General features: G+C 44.2%; 14 protein-coding genes, 4 tRNA genes and 1 pseudogene. 13 read left to right on the forward strand and 6 right to left on the reverse strand.

What is annotated here, in order from left to right; all coding sequences use genetic code 11:
- Positions 1–251 precede the first annotated feature (251 nt).
- Together ushA and L5L97_RS06265 are read left to right on the forward strand one after the other, a co-directional pair.
- A pseudogene (ushA, locus tag L5L97_RS06260) lies at positions 252–537 on the forward strand (bifunctional UDP-sugar hydrolase/5'-nucleotidase); the annotation flags it as partial.
- A 421-nt stretch (positions 538–958) separates the two neighbouring features.
- Positions 959–3,619, forward strand: a complete 2,661-nt coding sequence (locus L5L97_RS06265; RefSeq protein ID WP_263181462.1) for a TonB-dependent receptor — start codon at positions 959–961, stop codon at positions 3,617–3,619.
- 89 nt (positions 3,620–3,708) lie between these two features.
- Here the strand turns inward: L5L97_RS06265 and L5L97_RS06270 are convergent, their stop codons facing one another.
- Complete coding sequence (locus L5L97_RS06270; RefSeq protein WP_105252207.1) at positions 3,709–4,068, reverse strand: TraR/DksA C4-type zinc finger protein; 360 nt, start codon at positions 4,066–4,068, stop codon at positions 3,709–3,711.
- 187 nt (positions 4,069–4,255) lie between these two features.
- Entirely contained in the window at positions 4,256–5,206 is a 951-nt protein-coding gene (locus tag L5L97_RS06275) for a tRNA-dihydrouridine synthase (RefSeq protein ID WP_105253104.1), read from the reverse strand.
- Between the two features lie 267 nt (positions 5,207–5,473).
- Here L5L97_RS06275 and L5L97_RS06280 point away from each other — a divergent pair, with 267 nt between their 5' ends.
- The 11 genes from L5L97_RS06280 to L5L97_RS06330 all read left to right on the forward strand — a co-directional run bounded on the left by L5L97_RS06280 (position 5,474) and on the right by L5L97_RS06330 (position 15,265).
- Positions 5,474–5,905, forward strand: a complete 432-nt coding sequence (locus L5L97_RS06280; RefSeq protein WP_263181464.1) for a hypothetical protein — start codon at positions 5,474–5,476, stop codon at positions 5,903–5,905.
- 116 nt (positions 5,906–6,021) lie between these two features.
- The gene (locus tag L5L97_RS06285) at positions 6,022–6,891 is read left to right on the forward strand and encodes a DUF692 domain-containing protein (protein ID WP_263181466.1); all 870 of its coding nucleotides are present in this window, start codon (positions 6,022–6,024) and stop codon (positions 6,889–6,891) included.
- Positions 6,891–7,637, forward strand: coding sequence for a DUF2063 domain-containing protein (locus L5L97_RS06290; RefSeq protein ID WP_263181468.1), 747 nt, complete (start codon positions 6,891–6,893; stop codon positions 7,635–7,637). The genes L5L97_RS06285 and L5L97_RS06290 overlap by 1 nt, the downstream gene beginning before the upstream one ends.
- A gap of 150 nt (positions 7,638–7,787) precedes the next feature.
- Positions 7,788–7,910, forward strand: a complete 123-nt coding sequence (locus L5L97_RS06295) for a hypothetical protein (RefSeq protein ID WP_006082086.1) — start codon at positions 7,788–7,790, stop codon at positions 7,908–7,910.
- An 81-nt stretch (positions 7,911–7,991) separates the two neighbouring features.
- On the forward strand, positions 7,992–8,360 hold the full coding sequence (locus tag L5L97_RS06300; RefSeq protein WP_113940896.1) for a YbaN family protein: 369 nt from the start codon (positions 7,992–7,994) through the stop codon (positions 8,358–8,360).
- Positions 8,361–8,628: 268 nt separating this feature from the next.
- The gene (apt, locus tag L5L97_RS06305) at positions 8,629–9,180 is read left to right on the forward strand and encodes an adenine phosphoribosyltransferase (RefSeq protein ID WP_105252212.1); all 552 of its coding nucleotides are present in this window, start codon (positions 8,629–8,631) and stop codon (positions 9,178–9,180) included.
- A gap of 37 nt (positions 9,181–9,217) precedes the next feature.
- Positions 9,218–12,520 carry a DNA polymerase III subunit gamma/tau gene (gene dnaX, locus L5L97_RS06310; protein ID WP_411568956.1) on the forward strand — a complete coding sequence of 1,101 codons (3,303 nt, stop codon included), beginning with the start codon at positions 9,218–9,220 and terminating at the stop codon, positions 12,518–12,520.
- Positions 12,521–12,743: 223 nt separating this feature from the next.
- Positions 12,744–13,073, forward strand: coding sequence for a YbaB/EbfC family nucleoid-associated protein (locus L5L97_RS06315; protein WP_028759630.1), 330 nt, complete (start codon positions 12,744–12,746; stop codon positions 13,071–13,073).
- 12 nt (positions 13,074–13,085) lie between these two features.
- Positions 13,086–13,685, forward strand: a complete 600-nt coding sequence (gene recR / locus L5L97_RS06320; RefSeq protein WP_028759631.1) for a recombination mediator RecR — start codon at positions 13,086–13,088, stop codon at positions 13,683–13,685.
- Between the two features lie 441 nt (positions 13,686–14,126).
- Positions 14,127–14,618, forward strand: coding sequence for a GNAT family N-acetyltransferase (locus L5L97_RS06325; RefSeq protein WP_263181471.1), 492 nt, complete (start codon positions 14,127–14,129; stop codon positions 14,616–14,618).
- Between the two features lie 233 nt (positions 14,619–14,851).
- Positions 14,852–15,265 carry a hypothetical protein gene (locus tag L5L97_RS06330; protein ID WP_263171931.1) on the forward strand — a complete coding sequence of 138 codons (414 nt, stop codon included), beginning with the start codon at positions 14,852–14,854 and terminating at the stop codon, positions 15,263–15,265.
- 204 nt (positions 15,266–15,469) lie between these two features.
- On the opposite strand, the gene L5L97_RS06335 is transcribed toward L5L97_RS06330, so the two are convergent.
- From L5L97_RS06335 to L5L97_RS06350, 4 genes are all read right to left on the reverse strand, one after another.
- Positions 15,470–15,546 (reverse strand) — tRNA-Met (locus L5L97_RS06335).
- A 145-nt stretch (positions 15,547–15,691) separates the two neighbouring features.
- Positions 15,692–15,768, reverse strand: a tRNA-Met gene (locus L5L97_RS06340).
- Between the two features lie 155 nt (positions 15,769–15,923).
- Positions 15,924–16,000, reverse strand: a tRNA-Met gene (locus L5L97_RS06345).
- Positions 16,001–16,155: 155 nt separating this feature from the next.
- Positions 16,156–16,232 (reverse strand) — tRNA-Met (locus L5L97_RS06350).
- Positions 16,233–16,260 lie beyond the last annotated feature (28 nt).

Here is a 16,260-nt window from a genome sequence, read left to right on the forward strand (position 1 = left end):
TAGATTTAAGAAACAGCTAGTTAGTTAGCTGTTTTTTTATTCACTTTTAAACTACCTCCTATGGAGGTAGTTTCATTTCCGTAGTACGTTGCCTATGTTATGCCGAAGTATATAACCAGCCTTTGCTGGTTATCAAAAATAAGTATTGATACTTGCTGGCCATTTCACTTTAGTGATGTGTGAGTCGAAGTTGATGTAATCGTTAACTCTCGCGCGTAACTGATTAACCTTTCGATAGTCTCTTGCTATGCAAAATTACAGGGGGGAAAATGACCATTGATTGCGTATCTAAAACTGCCAATATCAGTGAAATCAATGGCAAAGACTTCAGTCCTACCGGTGCTTACATCTAGTTTTAATGCTGCGGGTGATGACGGTTATCCTAAACTAACCAGCCCAATTCAAACGGGTTTTGTTGATGCTGATTTACTCTATTCTTTCTTGAAAGAGAAACAAGCGATTAAAGCTGCTGACTACAATCCTGTTGGCGATATTGTTTATGAGAACTCAAAAAGTGTTGAAGGTTGCCAACTTTAAGTAATCAATCATTACTCAGTGTTTCAAGATTAATGCCACTCAAATGAGTGGCATTTTTTATGGTTAATTAATATTGAACTAAGTGTAAATTAATATTCAGCGTTTTATTTTAGATACAGTTTGATTCATTTGTGGCGTGAGTTTCTCGGTGTTCTTTTGGTTAACAATTGAGATTTATTGTATCAAATTAAATATTTAATATATTCAACAGGTCTGCATTGCTTAACCCCATGATGTATATTCGGATATCTTATATTCAAGTTGATTTATTTTGTGTCAATTTGTTTTAATTTGAGATTAATTGTTTTTAATGGTTGACTTGGATGTTGCGCATTAACATTATCCCTACAGCGAAATAGAGTTCGCTTGCCAAATATAAAAATAACAAACATAGGGTTTTATTTACCTCAAGGAGAGATTAATGCGCTATTTAAGTTTAACGGCCAAAGCCGTTCGTACTAGTTTAATTACAGTGGCGACAAGCAGTGTGGTTTTTTCTGGAATAGGCTTTTCTGCAGCGGTAAATGCAGCAGAAGAAAATGCGAAAGTTGAACGCATTGAAGTGACGGGTTCTCGTATTAAACAAGTTGATATGGAAACTGTTTCACCCGTGACTGTCATTAATGCTGCGGATATTGCCATGACGGGTGAAAAAACCGTTGCTGACGTATTGAATAACTCTGCCATAAACAGCTTTGGTTCTTGGCGTGGTATTTCTGGCTATGGATCAGGAGCAAGCTCAACCAGTGATGTCAATTTACGTGGTTTAGGAGCGTCTGCGACATTAGTGTTATTAGATGGACGCCGTATGCCGGGCACGAGTTCGAGCTCTGGCTCTGTGGCCGATACATCTTCTATCCCTATGGCTATCGTGGAGCGTATTGAAATCCTGCGTGATGGCGCCTCGGCAGTATATGGTTCCGATGCGGTTGCGGGCGTGATAAACATTATCACTAAGAAGGAGTTTGAAGGGTTTCAACTCGATTACAGCACTGAGCAGCCAAGTGTTGAAGGAGGCGATGCCAACCGTTTATCACTTGCAACGGGCTTTAATACTGATAAAGGCAATATCACGCTAACCTATGAATATTATGATACTAAAGCTGTAATGGATCGTGATATTTGGCGAATGGACGATTCAAGTTATAACGCATATAGTGGATATAGCTCAGTACCAAACGGTAAATATGGACCAGGCAATGGTAGCTGGTATAGTAATTCAGATATATGTGAAAAAACGGAAAATACCATAGACTCAGGTGATGGTCGTTGTTTATATAATCATGGTAATGTCACTAAGTTATTTGGCGATCAAACTCGTAATTCGCTGTTATCTAATTTCTCCTATGAGATTTCTGAGAATATAAAATTCCGAGGTCGTGCTTCTGCTTCATTAGCAGAAACTGAAACCCGTTATGCGGGTACGCCAGTATCAACGAATACCCCTGTGATGAGTGCCGATAATAAGTTTAATCCAGTTGGCGAAGAATTAGTTGTTTCTATGCGAGGCGCGCAACTTGGCGAGCGAGATACATTAACTGAAACCAACAATTTTGATATTCTAGGTGGTTTTGTTGGTACAATAGATTCAGGGAATGGTATCGACTGGGAATTAAATGCCCAGCACGCAACATCGACGACAAATAGTTTTAATTATAATTTACTGAACGACGATATTATTCAGCAAGAAATTGATTCAGAGCAATATGATATTTTCAATACCTCTGGAATGAGTTATGAGCAGTGGGATCAACAGATGACAGATCTGTATCGTAAAGCTGCGCATACTGGGGTTTATCAGGGCAAATTTGAAAGTACTCAATTGGATGGTCTTGCTTCGACCTTACTGCTCGATGACGGTGATCTTTCGGTCGCTATGGTCGGTGGTCTTGAATATGAAATGATCAAGTTTAAGCAAACCAGTGATCCAGAATCGGCCGCGGGTATTATCTCCGGCGGTTCGGGGGGGGATGATGTGGATGCCACACGTGACCGTAGCGCCGCTTATTTGGAACTCCAAGTAGGCTTATCTGCCAATGTTGAGTTTTCTGCCGCAGTACGTTATGAGCGCTATGAGCAGGAAGGAACTCTCACAGGGCCTCAGGGGGAAGTTGTTAATTCATCGACCTTCGATGCCGTGGTGCCTAAGTTTGGTTTAAGCTGGCGTCCTATAGACACGTTATTACTGCGTGCTAGCTATGGTGACTCATTCCGCGCACCGAATATGAGCGAAATGTTCTCGTCTCAATCCTTGAGTTTTGAGAAGGGTGTTGATTCTTTATGGTGTAATGAACCAGGTAACGTGGATGCCATATATTGCGCGACTAATAATCAACACAAAACCTGGTATGGAGGGAATCCTGATCTAGAGGCTGAAGAGGGCAACTCGTTAACCTTTGGCGGCGTTTGGAATGTCACTGACGCATGGAACTTGGAGTTATCTTATTACTCAATCACCTATGACAACAAAATTGAGTCAATTGATGTGGATGATATCCTGCGTGATGAAATCAAGAATGGTTCTTCTCCCTATGTGACGCGCGGCCCTGATGGCAAGATTGAATATATTGAAGCCGGAGTTCGTAACTTAGCTACAGTTGAGACCTCAGGTATCGATTTTGTTACGGCTTATAACTTAGAAACAGGCTTTGGGGATTTCAATTTCAAACTGGATTTAACTCATGTGCTTGATTTTAAAAAGCAGGATAACGCTGAAGCAGACATGATCGACTACGCAGGGTCGACTGACTCGCCCGATTGGCGCGGTAACTTTGCGACCAGTTGGAAATACGATGATTTCTCTGCCGCATGGACAGTTGTTTATATTGGTAGTCAATCAGCAAGTTATTTCAACGAGTTAGAAGAAACCGACCGTTATGTTGATTACGATAATTACTTTAAACATAACATTCAGTTTGGTTATACCCATGCTTATAACGGCTCTATCACAGTAGGGGTGAATAATGTGTTTGATGCTGAAACACCAAACTATTACGCCTATGCCGATTATCGCGATGTGAATGTGGGTTTATATGATGTGTTAGGTAGAACGTATTACCTGAGAATAAACCAGAAGTTTTAGGTTGTCCGCCCTCCCTGGATAACTCAAACCTCCGCTTGCGGAGGTTTTTTTGCTTATAAGGCAGTTTACTGGATGTCGAATGAGCGCTATCAATGCGTGAGGCGCAGTTCGTGGCGGTGTTCATGCTGATAATGCTCGGCGCAGGAGGTGCAGCGTTGTTCGGTGGGATCTTGGCTTAAGCGTTCGGTTTCAATTTCTGCCTCACAATCCGAGCAAAGACCGTAGAGACCTAAGTCGAGCTGGCAAAAGGCGGCATCAAGTTTATTTAATCGGCAAAATAGTGGGTGTTCAGCCAGTGGTGTCTGAGCCAATTTATCAATTAATTCTGCCAGACTCAGGCTAGCGTAATGCTCCCCTATGGCTTCGAGGAACAGAGGGAGCGCGCCTATTTCTTTCCTTAGATTAGCTTCAAGCTCTGACAATTCATGTCTGATATGGGTGGTGCTCACGTAAAATCGCCTATTTCATTTGACTCTAGGCGTCCAGTCTAATAGTTCCACTATCAACGACTATGATAAAGATCAAGTATCTGCCACATTTTCGGTTTTTTAGCCGTTAAAAATCGAAAAAGTACTTCATTCTTATCGCATTATATGTGCTACGGCAAAAGCCCTTTTATCACACATATCGTCGCGATTATTCGTCGCATAAGTTCCGTTGCGCCGTTTCTAATACGCGGACTATTTCTTCCGTTGTTTTAAAGACTCGCAGTTCCCTAAACAAGGTATCGGCTTCGGGATATTGACGGTTGAGATAGGTGAACCACTGTTTGATCCGGGCTGGATAATAGTCACTCTTACGGCCATTGAGTTCCCTTTGGGTATAACTGAGCATGAGCCCTAAGGTTTGCGCCCAAGTATAAGGAGTGGCTCCTGTCTTGATAGTATCAGCCAAGTTCGGCAATGAAATTGCCCCGCGGCCGATCATGATACTGTCGCAGCCCGTGACCTCGATACAACGCTTAGCATCGTCACTGTTCCAAATTTCACCGTTGGCGATCACTGGGATCGGCAAACGTTTGCGCACTTCGGTGATGTATTCCCAGTAGGCTGGCGGTCTGTAACCGTCGACTTTACTGCGCGCATGGATGGCAAGTTCAGTTGCACCAGCTTCATACACAGCAATGGCGTTTTCCATAAACAGTGACTTATCTTCGTAGCCCAAACGTATTTTGGCCGTTACGGCATGCTCTTTTGGTACTGCTTGACGCATGGCTTTGACAATATCGTGCACACTCTCAGGATATTGCAATAATACGGCGCCACCTTTACTGCGGTTAACAATTTTTGCTGGACAGCCAAAGTTTGCATCAACACCGTGTGAGCCTAACTCAATGGCACGCAGGGCATTTTCGCCCATACATTGGGGTTCTTGACCAAGCAATTGTACTCGTACTGGCGTACCTGAAGGGGTGTTGCCGTTGTTGAGTAGTTCAGGACACAGTTTGAGAAAGACCTTTTCAGGCAGCAGTTGGTCTACCACTCGCACAAATTCGGTGACGAGCAAATCGTAGGGATTGATGGTCGATAGGATGTCACGCATCAAAGCGTCTACTACGCCTTCCATTGGAGCCAAAATCACACGCACTGCAGTAAACCCATATCTGTTGCAAAGGGCGAGCATTCTACCTTATCAGCCCTAAGTTACAAAGTGGCCTTGTGAAGGAGGATGAATAGGTACGCCAATAAATAAAATCCAAGCTAAACTGATTGTCCTAGCAGGATATTTTTACCATTTCTGTGACTTAGTGATATTTTTTGCAATAGAATCGAAATAAGGCAGGTCTTTTGTTGTAAGCCAGCTACTTAAACTGTTGTTGGTCATTATTACTCAATAAACAAGAAGGGATTATTTATGAATTCAGTTAAAAAAACAGCAGTTGCAGTCGCGTTAGGTTCAGTTGTGATGAGTTCAGCTTTTGCTGTCAATGCACAAACTAACCCATTTGGTTTTGAAGCTATGGATGCGGGCTATCAAATTGTCGGTTCAGAAGGCAAATGTGGTGAAGCCAAATGCGGCGCAGACATGAAGAAAGCCGCCGCTGAAAAAGCCAAAGAAGGTAAGTGTGGTGAGGCTAAATGCGGTGCTGAGATGAAAAAAGCGGCTGCAGATAAAGCTCATGAGGGGAAATGTGGCGAAGCGAAATGCGGTGCTGAGATGAAAAAAGCGGCTGCAGATAAAGCTCATGAGGGGAAATGTGGCGAAGCGAAATGCGGTGCTGACATGAAGAAAGCCGCTGAAAAAGTGGATGCTAAAGTCGAAGCCGTTAAAAAAGAAGTGAAGTAAAGCGGGTTTGTTTTATCCCTGCAGTTATTGGGATAATTGAGCCTAAAGAGGCCAGCCAGCGCTGGTCTCTTGTGTTTTATTCTTAAGCGATTACAGGTTAGCGTTCGTGAGGTTCTATGAATGATCAAAAAAATACGGCACAGGTAGGGCTGGGGTTAAGGCGAGAAATGCTCAGTGAATTTTGTTTACAGGTGCCTGATGCTATTAATTTTTTTGAAGTGGCGCCTGAGAATTGGATGACCTTAGGTGGTAAATTTGGCCGCCAATTTCGTGAATTGACCGAGCAACATACTTTCTACTGCCACGGTTTGAGTTTATCCATTGGTAGCCCTGAATCCTTAGATCTCGCGTTTGTAAAAAATATCAAAACCTTTATGGATTTACACCAAATCCAAGTCTATTCCGAACATTTAAGTTATTGCTCAGGGCAAGGTCACTTATATGATTTAATGCCTATCCCTTTTACCGACGCTGCGGTGAAGCATGTGGCGGCGCGGGTCAAGCAAGTAGAAGATATTCTAGAGCGGCCGCTTATTTTAGAAAATGTGTCTTTTTATGCCGCTCCAGGTGCGCAAATGACAGAACTTGAATTCGTTAATGCCGTGCTGCAAGAAGCCGATTGTAAACTGCTACTGGATGTGAACAACATCTATGTGAACTCGATAAACCATCAATACGATGCCGATGCCTTTTTACAGGCCATGCCGACGGAGCGCATCGCCTATCTGCATATTGCTGGGCACTACAAACAAGCTGAAGATCTGCTCATTGATACCCATGGTGCTGCCATTAACGATCCCGTCTGGACATTATTGCAACGCTGTTACGCTTTGCATGGGGTAAAACCGACCTTGCTTGAGCGTGACTTTAATTTGCCGACAACCGCTGAATTGTTGCTCGAGCTAAATCAAATCCACGGTTATCAAGCGGCGGCGTCCAGCTCCCATGCCCAAAATAGCGCTCATGCCGTAAAGAGGAGCGCCTAATGGATTTTAAGCAAGTGCAGCAATCCTTTATCGATTATATCCGCGATCCCTCTTCGCCATTGCCCGCGGATACTGATTTCCGGCGTATGCAGGTTTACCGCGAGTTATTTTTTAATAATGTGCTGGGATTTGTGTCGAACGGCTTTCCCGTGCTGAAAAGTTTGTATTTAGAGGAAGAGTGGTTGGCATTAGTGCAGAGCTTTTTTAGTCAACATGATTGCCAATCGCCGATTTTTATCGATATCGCGGGCGAGTTTTTAGAATTTTTACAGCAGGAATATCAACCTACGGCGAATGATCCTGTTTTTATGCTCGAATTAGCGCACTATGAATGGCTGGAGTTGGCCGTTGCGGTTGCACAGGCGAGTGAGGATGAATCTCAACTTAGCCTAGCGCAAATGTCGACGCAGGCTTTATGTTTGTCACAGACGGCGAGGGTAGCGCAGTATCATTTTGAGGTGCAGCACATTCGTCAGGATTATCGGCCGCAGCAACGACTCGATACGCCAGTGTTTTTTTGTCTCTATCAAGATGCCGATTGTGAAGTGTGCTTCTTGCAGTTAAATCCCTTAAGCGCACAGGTGCTGGCATTTCTTCAAGCTCAAGGCCAAGCGGGTTTTAAAGAGATAGTTGACTGGTTAACAATCACTTACCATCAAATGGCGCCAGAGATTATTGAGCAAGGTTGTATGCAGTTACTCGAGCAATTAGCGGCCAAAGGGATAGTGCGCGGACGTCAGTCTTAAGGTTGGGATTATTGCCGAAATAAATGCAATAACCCTACATTTAGAGGGTTTTTATTAATTTGACAAACCGCTACAATGTCGGCCGTTTTGTGATCTCAATCACTGTACGATTCCTGCGCACTTATACTTGCACATACTAGAGGAGCTGTAATGAGTAGTCAGCCGTTCAAAGACCCATTTAATTTTTTGTATTTTATTGGTTTTATTTTAGTTTTACTGTTGCCGACTCTGCCAGCAAGTCTGTCTTGGTTAAAGCATTTAGGTTTAATTTAAGCGAGCGTTAATCTCTAGCGCGTAGCCTATTGGCCACTCTTCGAGTGGCTTTTGTTTTTCCGATAAAGGGCATTTAAACCTATGGTATTAAAGCGCGGATTATTTTTACTGTTAGGCTTAACCGCTTTAGTCTTAGGTTTAGTCGGTATCGTGCTACCGATATTGCCGACCGTGCCTTTTATCTTGCTTGCTGCCTTCTGCTTTGCCCGCTCGAGTGAACGTTTACACCATTGGTTGATGACACATCCCTGGTTTGCCGACGCCTTAACCCAGTGGCAAGAGCAGCGAGCAATGCGTAAGGGATTGAAACGCAAAGCCATGATAGTTAGCGCACTCAGTTTTAGTGTCAGTATTATTGTGGTCCCTATCCTTTGGGTAAAAGGTCTGCTGTTTGTCATGGCATTGGTCCTACTTTGGTATCTTAAAGGTATACCTGAAATAGAGGGATGATTGAGTGATTGAATGGGCTCAGGCGCTGTGACTGAAAGTTTAGTCGTGTTCTTGTTGAGGCTATTTAACTGAGAGCCAACAGGGTTTGATCTAAGGCACAAATTGATAACCTTTCCATCACTTGTGCATTGTGATTGTTGCAACTAAAACTAAAGCGGCATAAGCTTTGTCCGACTTTCGACAATGCGTCCACCCAGTGTGGACGTTTTGTTTTATACCGCCACCGCTAGGTTGGTGAATTGATTAAGTAACTTATTAAGCAAATATGATGGCTATGAATACAGAAACCTTATCCTTGATAAAGCAAAGCATTAAAACGATTCCTAATTATCCTAAGGAAGGGATTTTATTTCGAGATGTCACCAGTTTGCTTGAGAATGCAGCAGCCTATAAAGCGACCATCGACTTGTTAGTTGAACATTATCGTGGTCAAGGCTTTACCAAAATTGTGGGTACTGAAGCCCGTGGTTTCTTATTTGGTGCACCGTTGGCTTTAGAATTGGGTATCGGTTTTGTACCTGTGCGTAAACCCGGCAAATTGCCGCGTGCAACCATCAGCCAAAGCTATGAACTGGAATACGGTCACGATAGCCTAGAAATTCATACTGATGCGATTAGCGCAAATGACAAAGTGCTCGTTGTTGATGATTTACTCGCCACTGGCGGTACTATCGAAGCGACCGTTAAACTGATCCGCCAACTCGGCGGTGAAGTTAAACATGCGGCCTTTGTGATCTCATTACCTGATTTAGGTGGTGAAGCCCGTTTAACCGCATTAGGGCTTGAGTTGGTTAAACTTTGTGAGTTTGAAGGCGAATAAATCTGCAGCTAAAGGCGCCTTGGGATAGTTTGATGGCATGTCAAATCATGGCATGTTATCTTTCAAAGTTCTCGGGGCGCATGCTCCCGCTTTTGTATCACATACTCTGGGGAGTTCCATGTCATATCAGGTGTTAGCCAGAAAATGGCGCCCTGCCACATTTGATCAAATGGTTGGCCAAAGCCATGTTTTGCATGCCTTGACCAATGCGTTAAGCCAGCAGCGCTTACACCATGCTTACCTGTTTACGGGAACGCGCGGTGTTGGTAAAACCAGTTTAGCGCGACTCTTTGCCAAAGGCTTAAACTGCGAACAAGGCGTGACAGCGACTCCCTGTGGTGTTTGCGGCAGCTGTGTGGAAATCGCCCAAGGCCGATTTGTCGATTTGATTGAAGTCGATGCCGCATCTCGCACTAAGGTCGATGATACCCGTGAGCTGTTAGACAATGTGCAGTATCGTCCAACCCGTGGCCGCTTTAAGGTTTATCTCATCGACGAAGTGCATATGCTGTCGCGCAGCAGTTTTAACGCACTGCTAAAAACCTTAGAAGAACCCCCTGAGCACGTTAAATTTCTTCTGGCGACAACCGATCCGCAGAAACTGCCAGTGACTGTGTTATCCCGTTGTTTGCAGTTCAATTTAAAAAGCCTGACCCAAGCTGAAATTGGCACTCAGCTCAATCATATTTTGACCCAAGAGCAGTTTCCCTTTGATGCAGAGGCCCTAAAACTGTTGGCTAAAGCTGCCAATGGCAGTATGCGTGATGCCTTGAGTTTGACAGATCAAGCCATCGCCTTTGGTGGCGGTAATGTGATGCTTGGCCAAGTGCAAACCATGCTTGGCAGCATTGATGAGCAGCATGTAGTTGCCTTGCTTAACGCCTTAACCGATGCCGATATTGGTGTGCTAATGCATACCTGTGCCCAAGTGCTCGCGTACGGCGCAGATGCCCAAGAAGTGCTACGCAGTTTACTTGAGTTGTTACATCAAATTACCTTGACCCAATTTGCCCCCGCTTGCGCGCAGCAATCCTTGTATAGCGCACAAATTCGCGCGTTTGCCGAACAGCTTAAGCCGGAGCAAGTGCAGCTTTATTATCAGATTTTATTAACAGGCCGCAAAGACTTACCCCATGCACCGGATCCTAAATCGGGTCTTGAGATGGCGCTATTACGCGCTGTGGCGTTTGTGCCGGAAAAGCCAGTAAAGCGCTGGCAGCCTTATGCGGTCGCTGAGATCAGTTTACCCGAAGGGCAAACGCCAGTTGCGATAGCGCAAGCTACTGATGTAAATGAACAAAAGTTTGCTGAGCCACATACTGCGGAACAACTGCCTGCTGAAAAAAAAACAGCATTAATTGAGCCTGCCGATACCGCAGAGCAGGCACTTGATGCTGAGCTCCAAGCGGATGCGGCATTAATTGCCGAACAGGCGGTGATTCTAAGTCAGGCGCAGAGTCAGGGATTTAACGCTGGCAGCTTAAACGTTGAGATAGTGAATGCTGAGGTCGAGCCACAAACTCAAACAGTATCAACCGCTCAAGCGCCTTCTCAAGTTACTGAAGCTGCTGCTGACATTGAGGCATCGGTTGCGAGTTTAGATGCTCAGAATAGTGAAGTTCCTGAATTCATTGGGGCAACTGCCGAGTCGAGTATTATTAATCCAGCAGCGGCTGAAATGGTTGTTGGTTCAAGCGCTGTGGCTGTTGGTAGTGACATTGCAGAGAAAGACAGTGCTGTTCAAAAGACTGTTGATGAAAACACTGCTGTTGACTCCCTCGCTAACCATACTCTTACTAATAGTACGCTAGAGCAAAAGGGGCTTGATGAACATAGTCCCTATGGAACTGAAGTCGAGCATTCTTATCCAGCGATGGGAGCTTATGCCCAAGAGTCAGCGCCGCTCGATTCCTATCAAGATGCTTATGTTGAATTCTCCTCCGGCTCTTATAATGACGATGATTTTCATCACAGCTTTGACTCTCATGCTGTGCCTGATGATGTTCAACACTTAGATAATGTTCAAAATTCTGCTGATATTCAAAGCGCTGTAGGCATGGAAGGCTCAGTTGATAGTCACTCAGTATTAATTGCTCAAGTGTCTCCTCAGACATCAATTCCAACACTAGCCTCCGCATCCTTAGCCGACGACGATATTCTTTCAGCTGTGTTGGCAGCGCGGGATTCGCTGTTATCGGATCTTGATGCTTTAAGTGCTAAGGACGGTGATGAAAAAAAGTCGTCATTGGACTCAAAACTTAAGACGCCAAACACTAAATCACATGGTGTAACCTTACCTAAATCGGTTACTAAAATTGAAGCGAGTCAGCCAAGTGTGGCATTTTCTGTTGATCCTGCATCTGACTTAGACCCTGATTTAGCGATAGATTTTGATGATGACTTCGACTTAGATCTTGAGCCTATCGATCTGCACCAAGCAGTATCTTCAGTCGTCATTTCAACTGGAATTGTCTCTGAGAAGCCTGTCAAACCGTCCGCTGCAGATGATCGTCCGCCTTGGGAGGCAGCGCCTGAAGCTGAATCTATCGAAGTGACGCAAGTCGATAGCAATAAAACTAACAGTGTTCAGCCTGTGAGCGCGCAAGCTACTGATATAAATAATGTTCAAGCCAGTCATGCTCAAGAGCTTTTAGGCGCGAGTTACGCACCTAATCATGCACAAGATGACACTCTATCCCTGAGTGACGGGCAGGCCGCAGCATCAAGTTTGAAGTCGGAAATACTTCAAAATCAGGCTGTACGTCAAGAAGAAATACCCGCCTCAGAGTTTGCCTCGGTTAGCGCAACAGCACTGACAAATGCGTCGAATACAGTGGAACACACGCATGAGACACAAGTCGCGCTCAGTTCGACTCAACCTATTAGCGGTCATCCATTAGATTTACATTGGTACAAGTTGATGGCGAGCTTAGAGATCGGCGGGCGAGTGCGGCAACTGGCGGTTAATTCTGTCTGTCAAACTTTGAGCGATCCTTTGCCGTTGCTGCTTAAACCAAACCAGAAGCATCTAGCGGCCGATGTTGCCATAGTGCAGCTTGAGCAAGCCTTAACTACCGTGCTCGGGAACCCAAGACGGGTACAAGTGGTCATAGGAATCGATGAACAGCGGGAAACGCCCTTAGAGTTACGTAAGCGTTTCCACCAAGAGTTGCTGCAACAAGCGCATCAATCATTGATTCATGATGACAATGTGCAATGGTTGATCCAACGTATGGGCGCCGAACTCGATGCCGATAGTCTAGTGTATCCGCCAGAGTTGTTGAATTTACGCAGTCAGCAAATACAAGCGTTACCAGAGTTAACTGAGGCCGCGAGTTAGCCATTATTGGCGAGTCTTTGGGTAAAATTTTCATCGTTAATTTGTAGCGTTGTGGTTTAAATTTAGGCTTCGAGTGCATATTTATAGTGATGCTGCTGAGAAACTCTGCATCGAGATCATAAGTTTATTAACAAGATAACGGCATTGATTGCCAATCCCATTTATTTAAGTAAGATTAGCCGCGTTAATGCTTGCGACTAACCCTAATAGAAGAGAAATGACTATGTTTGGAAAAGGCGGTATGGGCAATTTGATGAAACAGGCCCAGATGATGCAAGAAAAAATGGCCAAAATGCAGGAAGAAATCGCCCGTATGGAAATGGTGGGTGAATCTGGTGCTGGTTTGGTGAAAGTGACTATGACAGGCGCGCACACAGTGCGTAAAGTCGAAATCGACCCAAGCCTGATGGAAGACGACAAAGAAATGCTGGAAGATTTGATTGCTGCGGCCTGTAATGACGCTGCTCGTCGAATCGAAGAAAACCAAAAAACTAAAATGGCTGAAGTTACTGGTGGCATGCAATTACCACCAGGCATGAAAATGCCATTTTAATTGAGATAGCCGATGAAATTTAGTCCATTGTTAGATGAGTTAATTCAGTCCCTGCGTTGTTTACCTGGGGTTGGGCCTAAATCGGCGCAACGTATGGCGTTTCAGTTACTCGAGCGTGACAGAAAAGCAGGGCTTAAATTAGCCAGTGCGCTGTCTAGTGCGATGAGTGACGTCGGTCATTGTCAGTCTTGCCGAACCTACACTGAAGAAACCCTCTGTCCGATCTGTGCTAGCCATAAACGCGGAACGTCCTCCACCATTTGTGTGGTGGAAACGCCGGCTGATGTGTTAGCCATTGAAGCGGGTGGACATTTCACTGGCCGTTACTTTGTGCTTTTAGGCCATTTATCGCCCCTCGATGGCGTAGGGCCTGAAGAGTTAGGCTTAGCGTTACTCGAGCGCCATTTGGCATCGGGTGATGTCACCGAACTGATTTTAGCGACAAATCCAACAGTTGAAGGTGAGGCTACAGCGCATTTTATTGCCGATATGGCCAGACGTCACAAAGTGATGATAAGCCGTATTGCCCATGGCGTACCCGTAGGTGGCGAGTTGGAATATGTGGATAGTACTACGTTAGCGCTGTCCTTTAATGGCCGTTTACCACTCTAATTAAACAGTTTATATTAGAACCATACTATTGATTGTATTGGATTAATTGAAGGTTGAAGTATTCAACTCGATTATCACCTTAGTGCTTGAATCTTATAAACCCGCCAAGATCTTATCTTGAGCGGGTTTTTATTTGCCCAGAGTTTCAACCTAGGTGTTGAGGCTGGGTTATGGAGACAGGGCAGTGGTTGATTCAATTCCTATATTGATTGATATCTATCTGTATAAAATCCATGTTTATCAATAGTTTTTTAAATTTCATACTTGTCTTATGTGAACTTCATCCGTAAAGTCGGTTTAATAATAATCGGGTTGAGTTGCTTAATCACAGTGATCCACAGCATGCCCAAGTCAATTCGTTGGGCTTAGACCTGTGTGCTTAGTTCTGTGTACGTTGAATTGGCCACGTCTTTTTTATTTGAAAACTAGGGAGGGGACTCATTGGGAAATATTACGATTAGGCATGCAGAGAAGAGTGACGCTGCAGCCATTCAAGCAGTATATGCCTGTCCAAATGCCTATGCCGGTACCTTGCAATTACCTTTGCCATCGACCGATAAATGGGAGGCGCGTCTTGCTGCAACATCGAATCATGTTCATCGTTATGTCGCAGAGATTGAAGGTGAAATTGTCGGTGAGTTGGGTTTTGAAGTGTATGAGCAACCTCGCCGTAGGCATGTTGCCTCCTTTGGAATGGGGGTAAAAGACAGTTGGCAAGGCCGCGGTATAGGCAGTGCCTTGATTAACGCGATGCTTGAGCTTACCGATAAATGGATGAATATAAAACGAATTGAATTAACGGTTTATACCGATAATCATGCCGCCATTGGTCTATATAAAAAGTTTGGCTTTGTAATGGAAGGTGAGTCGAAGGATTTTGCTTTTAGAAATGGTGAGTTTATCAGTGTGTATCATATGGCGCGGTTAAAATAACATGCTGATCTCTATGTATTTTATCTGTTGCTTTTAAGGCTCTTAATCTAAGAACGAACTTTAAATACTCACTCTAAGTACTAACTTTAAGAATTTGCTCTAAGCGCTCAATTTAAGAACTTACTTCAAGAGCTCACTTTACGGACCGAGGTCTTGGAATAGCATTAAGCGCCTATTTTCAGAGCTCGCTTTAGGTGCAAAGTGCATGTATATCTCAACTTTTAAGGATAAAAATGGGACTCATTTTATTGCCGCTGCTGATACTTTGGTTGGGTGTCGGTATTTATGCCATTCGTATCGGCTATCAAGTGTTGGTCGGGGCATCGGAGTTAACTTATACACTCAGTGTCTGCGCTATCGCCTTAGTGGCATTACTGCTCTATCTCTACTTTGGTTTTGCCCAATTTAAGGAAAATAAAGAGTTGTGGGCATTCGAAACCTCGATGTTTTTTGCCGCGAATAAGTTCGCTTTTGGCATCATGATGCTTGGTCTAATACTGCACTGGTTCGGTCAAGGTGTTCTGACTTCCGCTTATTTGAAACCTCTACCTTTCGTCATGATTTTCACCGTTTCCTTTGGTGCTATGGCTGGAGTCATATTGTCCGACACTTTTATGGCGAAATTTGACATCCAAAAAATGCATTGATGTCAGCTGATCAGTTTAAATCTTATTTTGGACGCTGTTGTTGAAGATGATTTGAACTGATGGCTTTCATCGGTTGTTTATAGGTCGTTGAATCCGATGAGCTACCATGGTGATCTGGTTAGGATTTTACAGAGGGTTATTACGAATTTTAGATACAAAAAAACCAGCTTATGCTGGTTATTTTTCTCTTTCATTAAAGAGAAGTGGTTGCGGGAGCCGGATTTGAACCGACGACCTTCGGGTTATGAGCCCGACGAGCTACCATGCTGCTCCATCCCGCGTCCGATTGTTACTGTTAATAACTATTTTAATTCTGACATCTAAGAATTGGTTGCAGTAGCCGGATTTTAACTGACTACCTTCGCCTGTTGTTTATAAGGAATTGAGCCCGATAAGCTCTTTCTCGTTATAAGCATATATATAAAGTGGTTGCGGGAGCCGGATTTGAACCGACGACCTTCGGGTTATGAGCCCGACGAGCTACCATGCTGCTCCATCCCGCGTCCGATTGTTGCTGTTAATAACTGTTTAATTCTGTCATTTAAGAATTGGTTGCGGAAGCAGGATTGCTAATGTTAAATCAGTGACTACCTTCGCCTGTTGTTTATAAGGAGTTGAGCCCGATAAGCTGTTTCTCGTTATAAGCATATATATAAAGTGGTTGCGGGAGCCGGATTTGAACCGACGACCTTCGGGTTATGAGCCCGACGAGCTACCATGCTGCTCCATCCCGCGTCCGATTGTTGCTGTTAATAACTGTTTAATTCTGTCATTTAAGAATTGGTTGCGGAAGCAGGATTGCTAATGTTAAATCAGCGACTACCTTCGCCTGTTGTTTATAAGGAGTTGAGCCCGATAAGCTGTTTCTCTTTATAAACACATATATAAAGTGGTTGCGGGAGCCGGATTTGAACCGACGACCTTCGGGTTATGAGCCCGACGAGCTACCATGCTGCTCCATCCCGCGTCCGATATCTATCTGTATTACTTTACTA

It is taken from the genome of Shewanella sp. SM71 (genome assembly GCF_025653905.1).
Classification (GTDB): domain Bacteria; phylum Pseudomonadota; class Gammaproteobacteria; order Enterobacterales; family Shewanellaceae; genus Shewanella; species Shewanella oncorhynchi.

Coding starts and splice junctions, on each gene's coding strand:
- dnaX (WP_411568956.1), top strand. CDS start 9,218: ATGTCAAATCATGGCATGTTATCTTTCAAAGTTCTCGGGGCGCATGCT.
- L5L97_RS06290 (WP_263181468.1), top strand. CDS start 6,891: ATGGATTTTAAGCAAGTGCAGCAATCCTTTATCGATTATATCCGCGAT.
- L5L97_RS06285 (WP_263181466.1), top strand. CDS start 6,022: ATGAATGATCAAAAAAATACGGCACAGGTAGGGCTGGGGTTAAGGCGA.
- L5L97_RS06295 (WP_006082086.1), top strand. CDS start 7,788: ATGAGTAGTCAGCCGTTCAAAGACCCATTTAATTTTTTGTATTTTATT.
- L5L97_RS06300 (WP_113940896.1), top strand. CDS start 7,992: ATGGTATTAAAGCGCGGATTATTTTTACTGTTAGGCTTAACCGCTTTA.
- L5L97_RS06280 (WP_263181464.1), top strand. CDS start 5,474: ATGAATTCAGTTAAAAAAACAGCAGTTGCAGTCGCGTTAGGTTCAGTT.
- L5L97_RS06330 (WP_263171931.1), top strand. CDS start 14,852: ATGGGACTCATTTTATTGCCGCTGCTGATACTTTGGTTGGGTGTCGGT.
- apt (WP_105252212.1), top strand. CDS start 8,629: ATGGCTATGAATACAGAAACCTTATCCTTGATAAAGCAAAGCATTAAA.
- L5L97_RS06315 (WP_028759630.1), top strand. CDS start 12,744: ATGTTTGGAAAAGGCGGTATGGGCAATTTGATGAAACAGGCCCAGATG.
- recR (WP_028759631.1), top strand. CDS start 13,086: ATGAAATTTAGTCCATTGTTAGATGAGTTAATTCAGTCCCTGCGTTGT.
- L5L97_RS06265 (WP_263181462.1), top strand. CDS start 959: ATGCGCTATTTAAGTTTAACGGCCAAAGCCGTTCGTACTAGTTTAATT.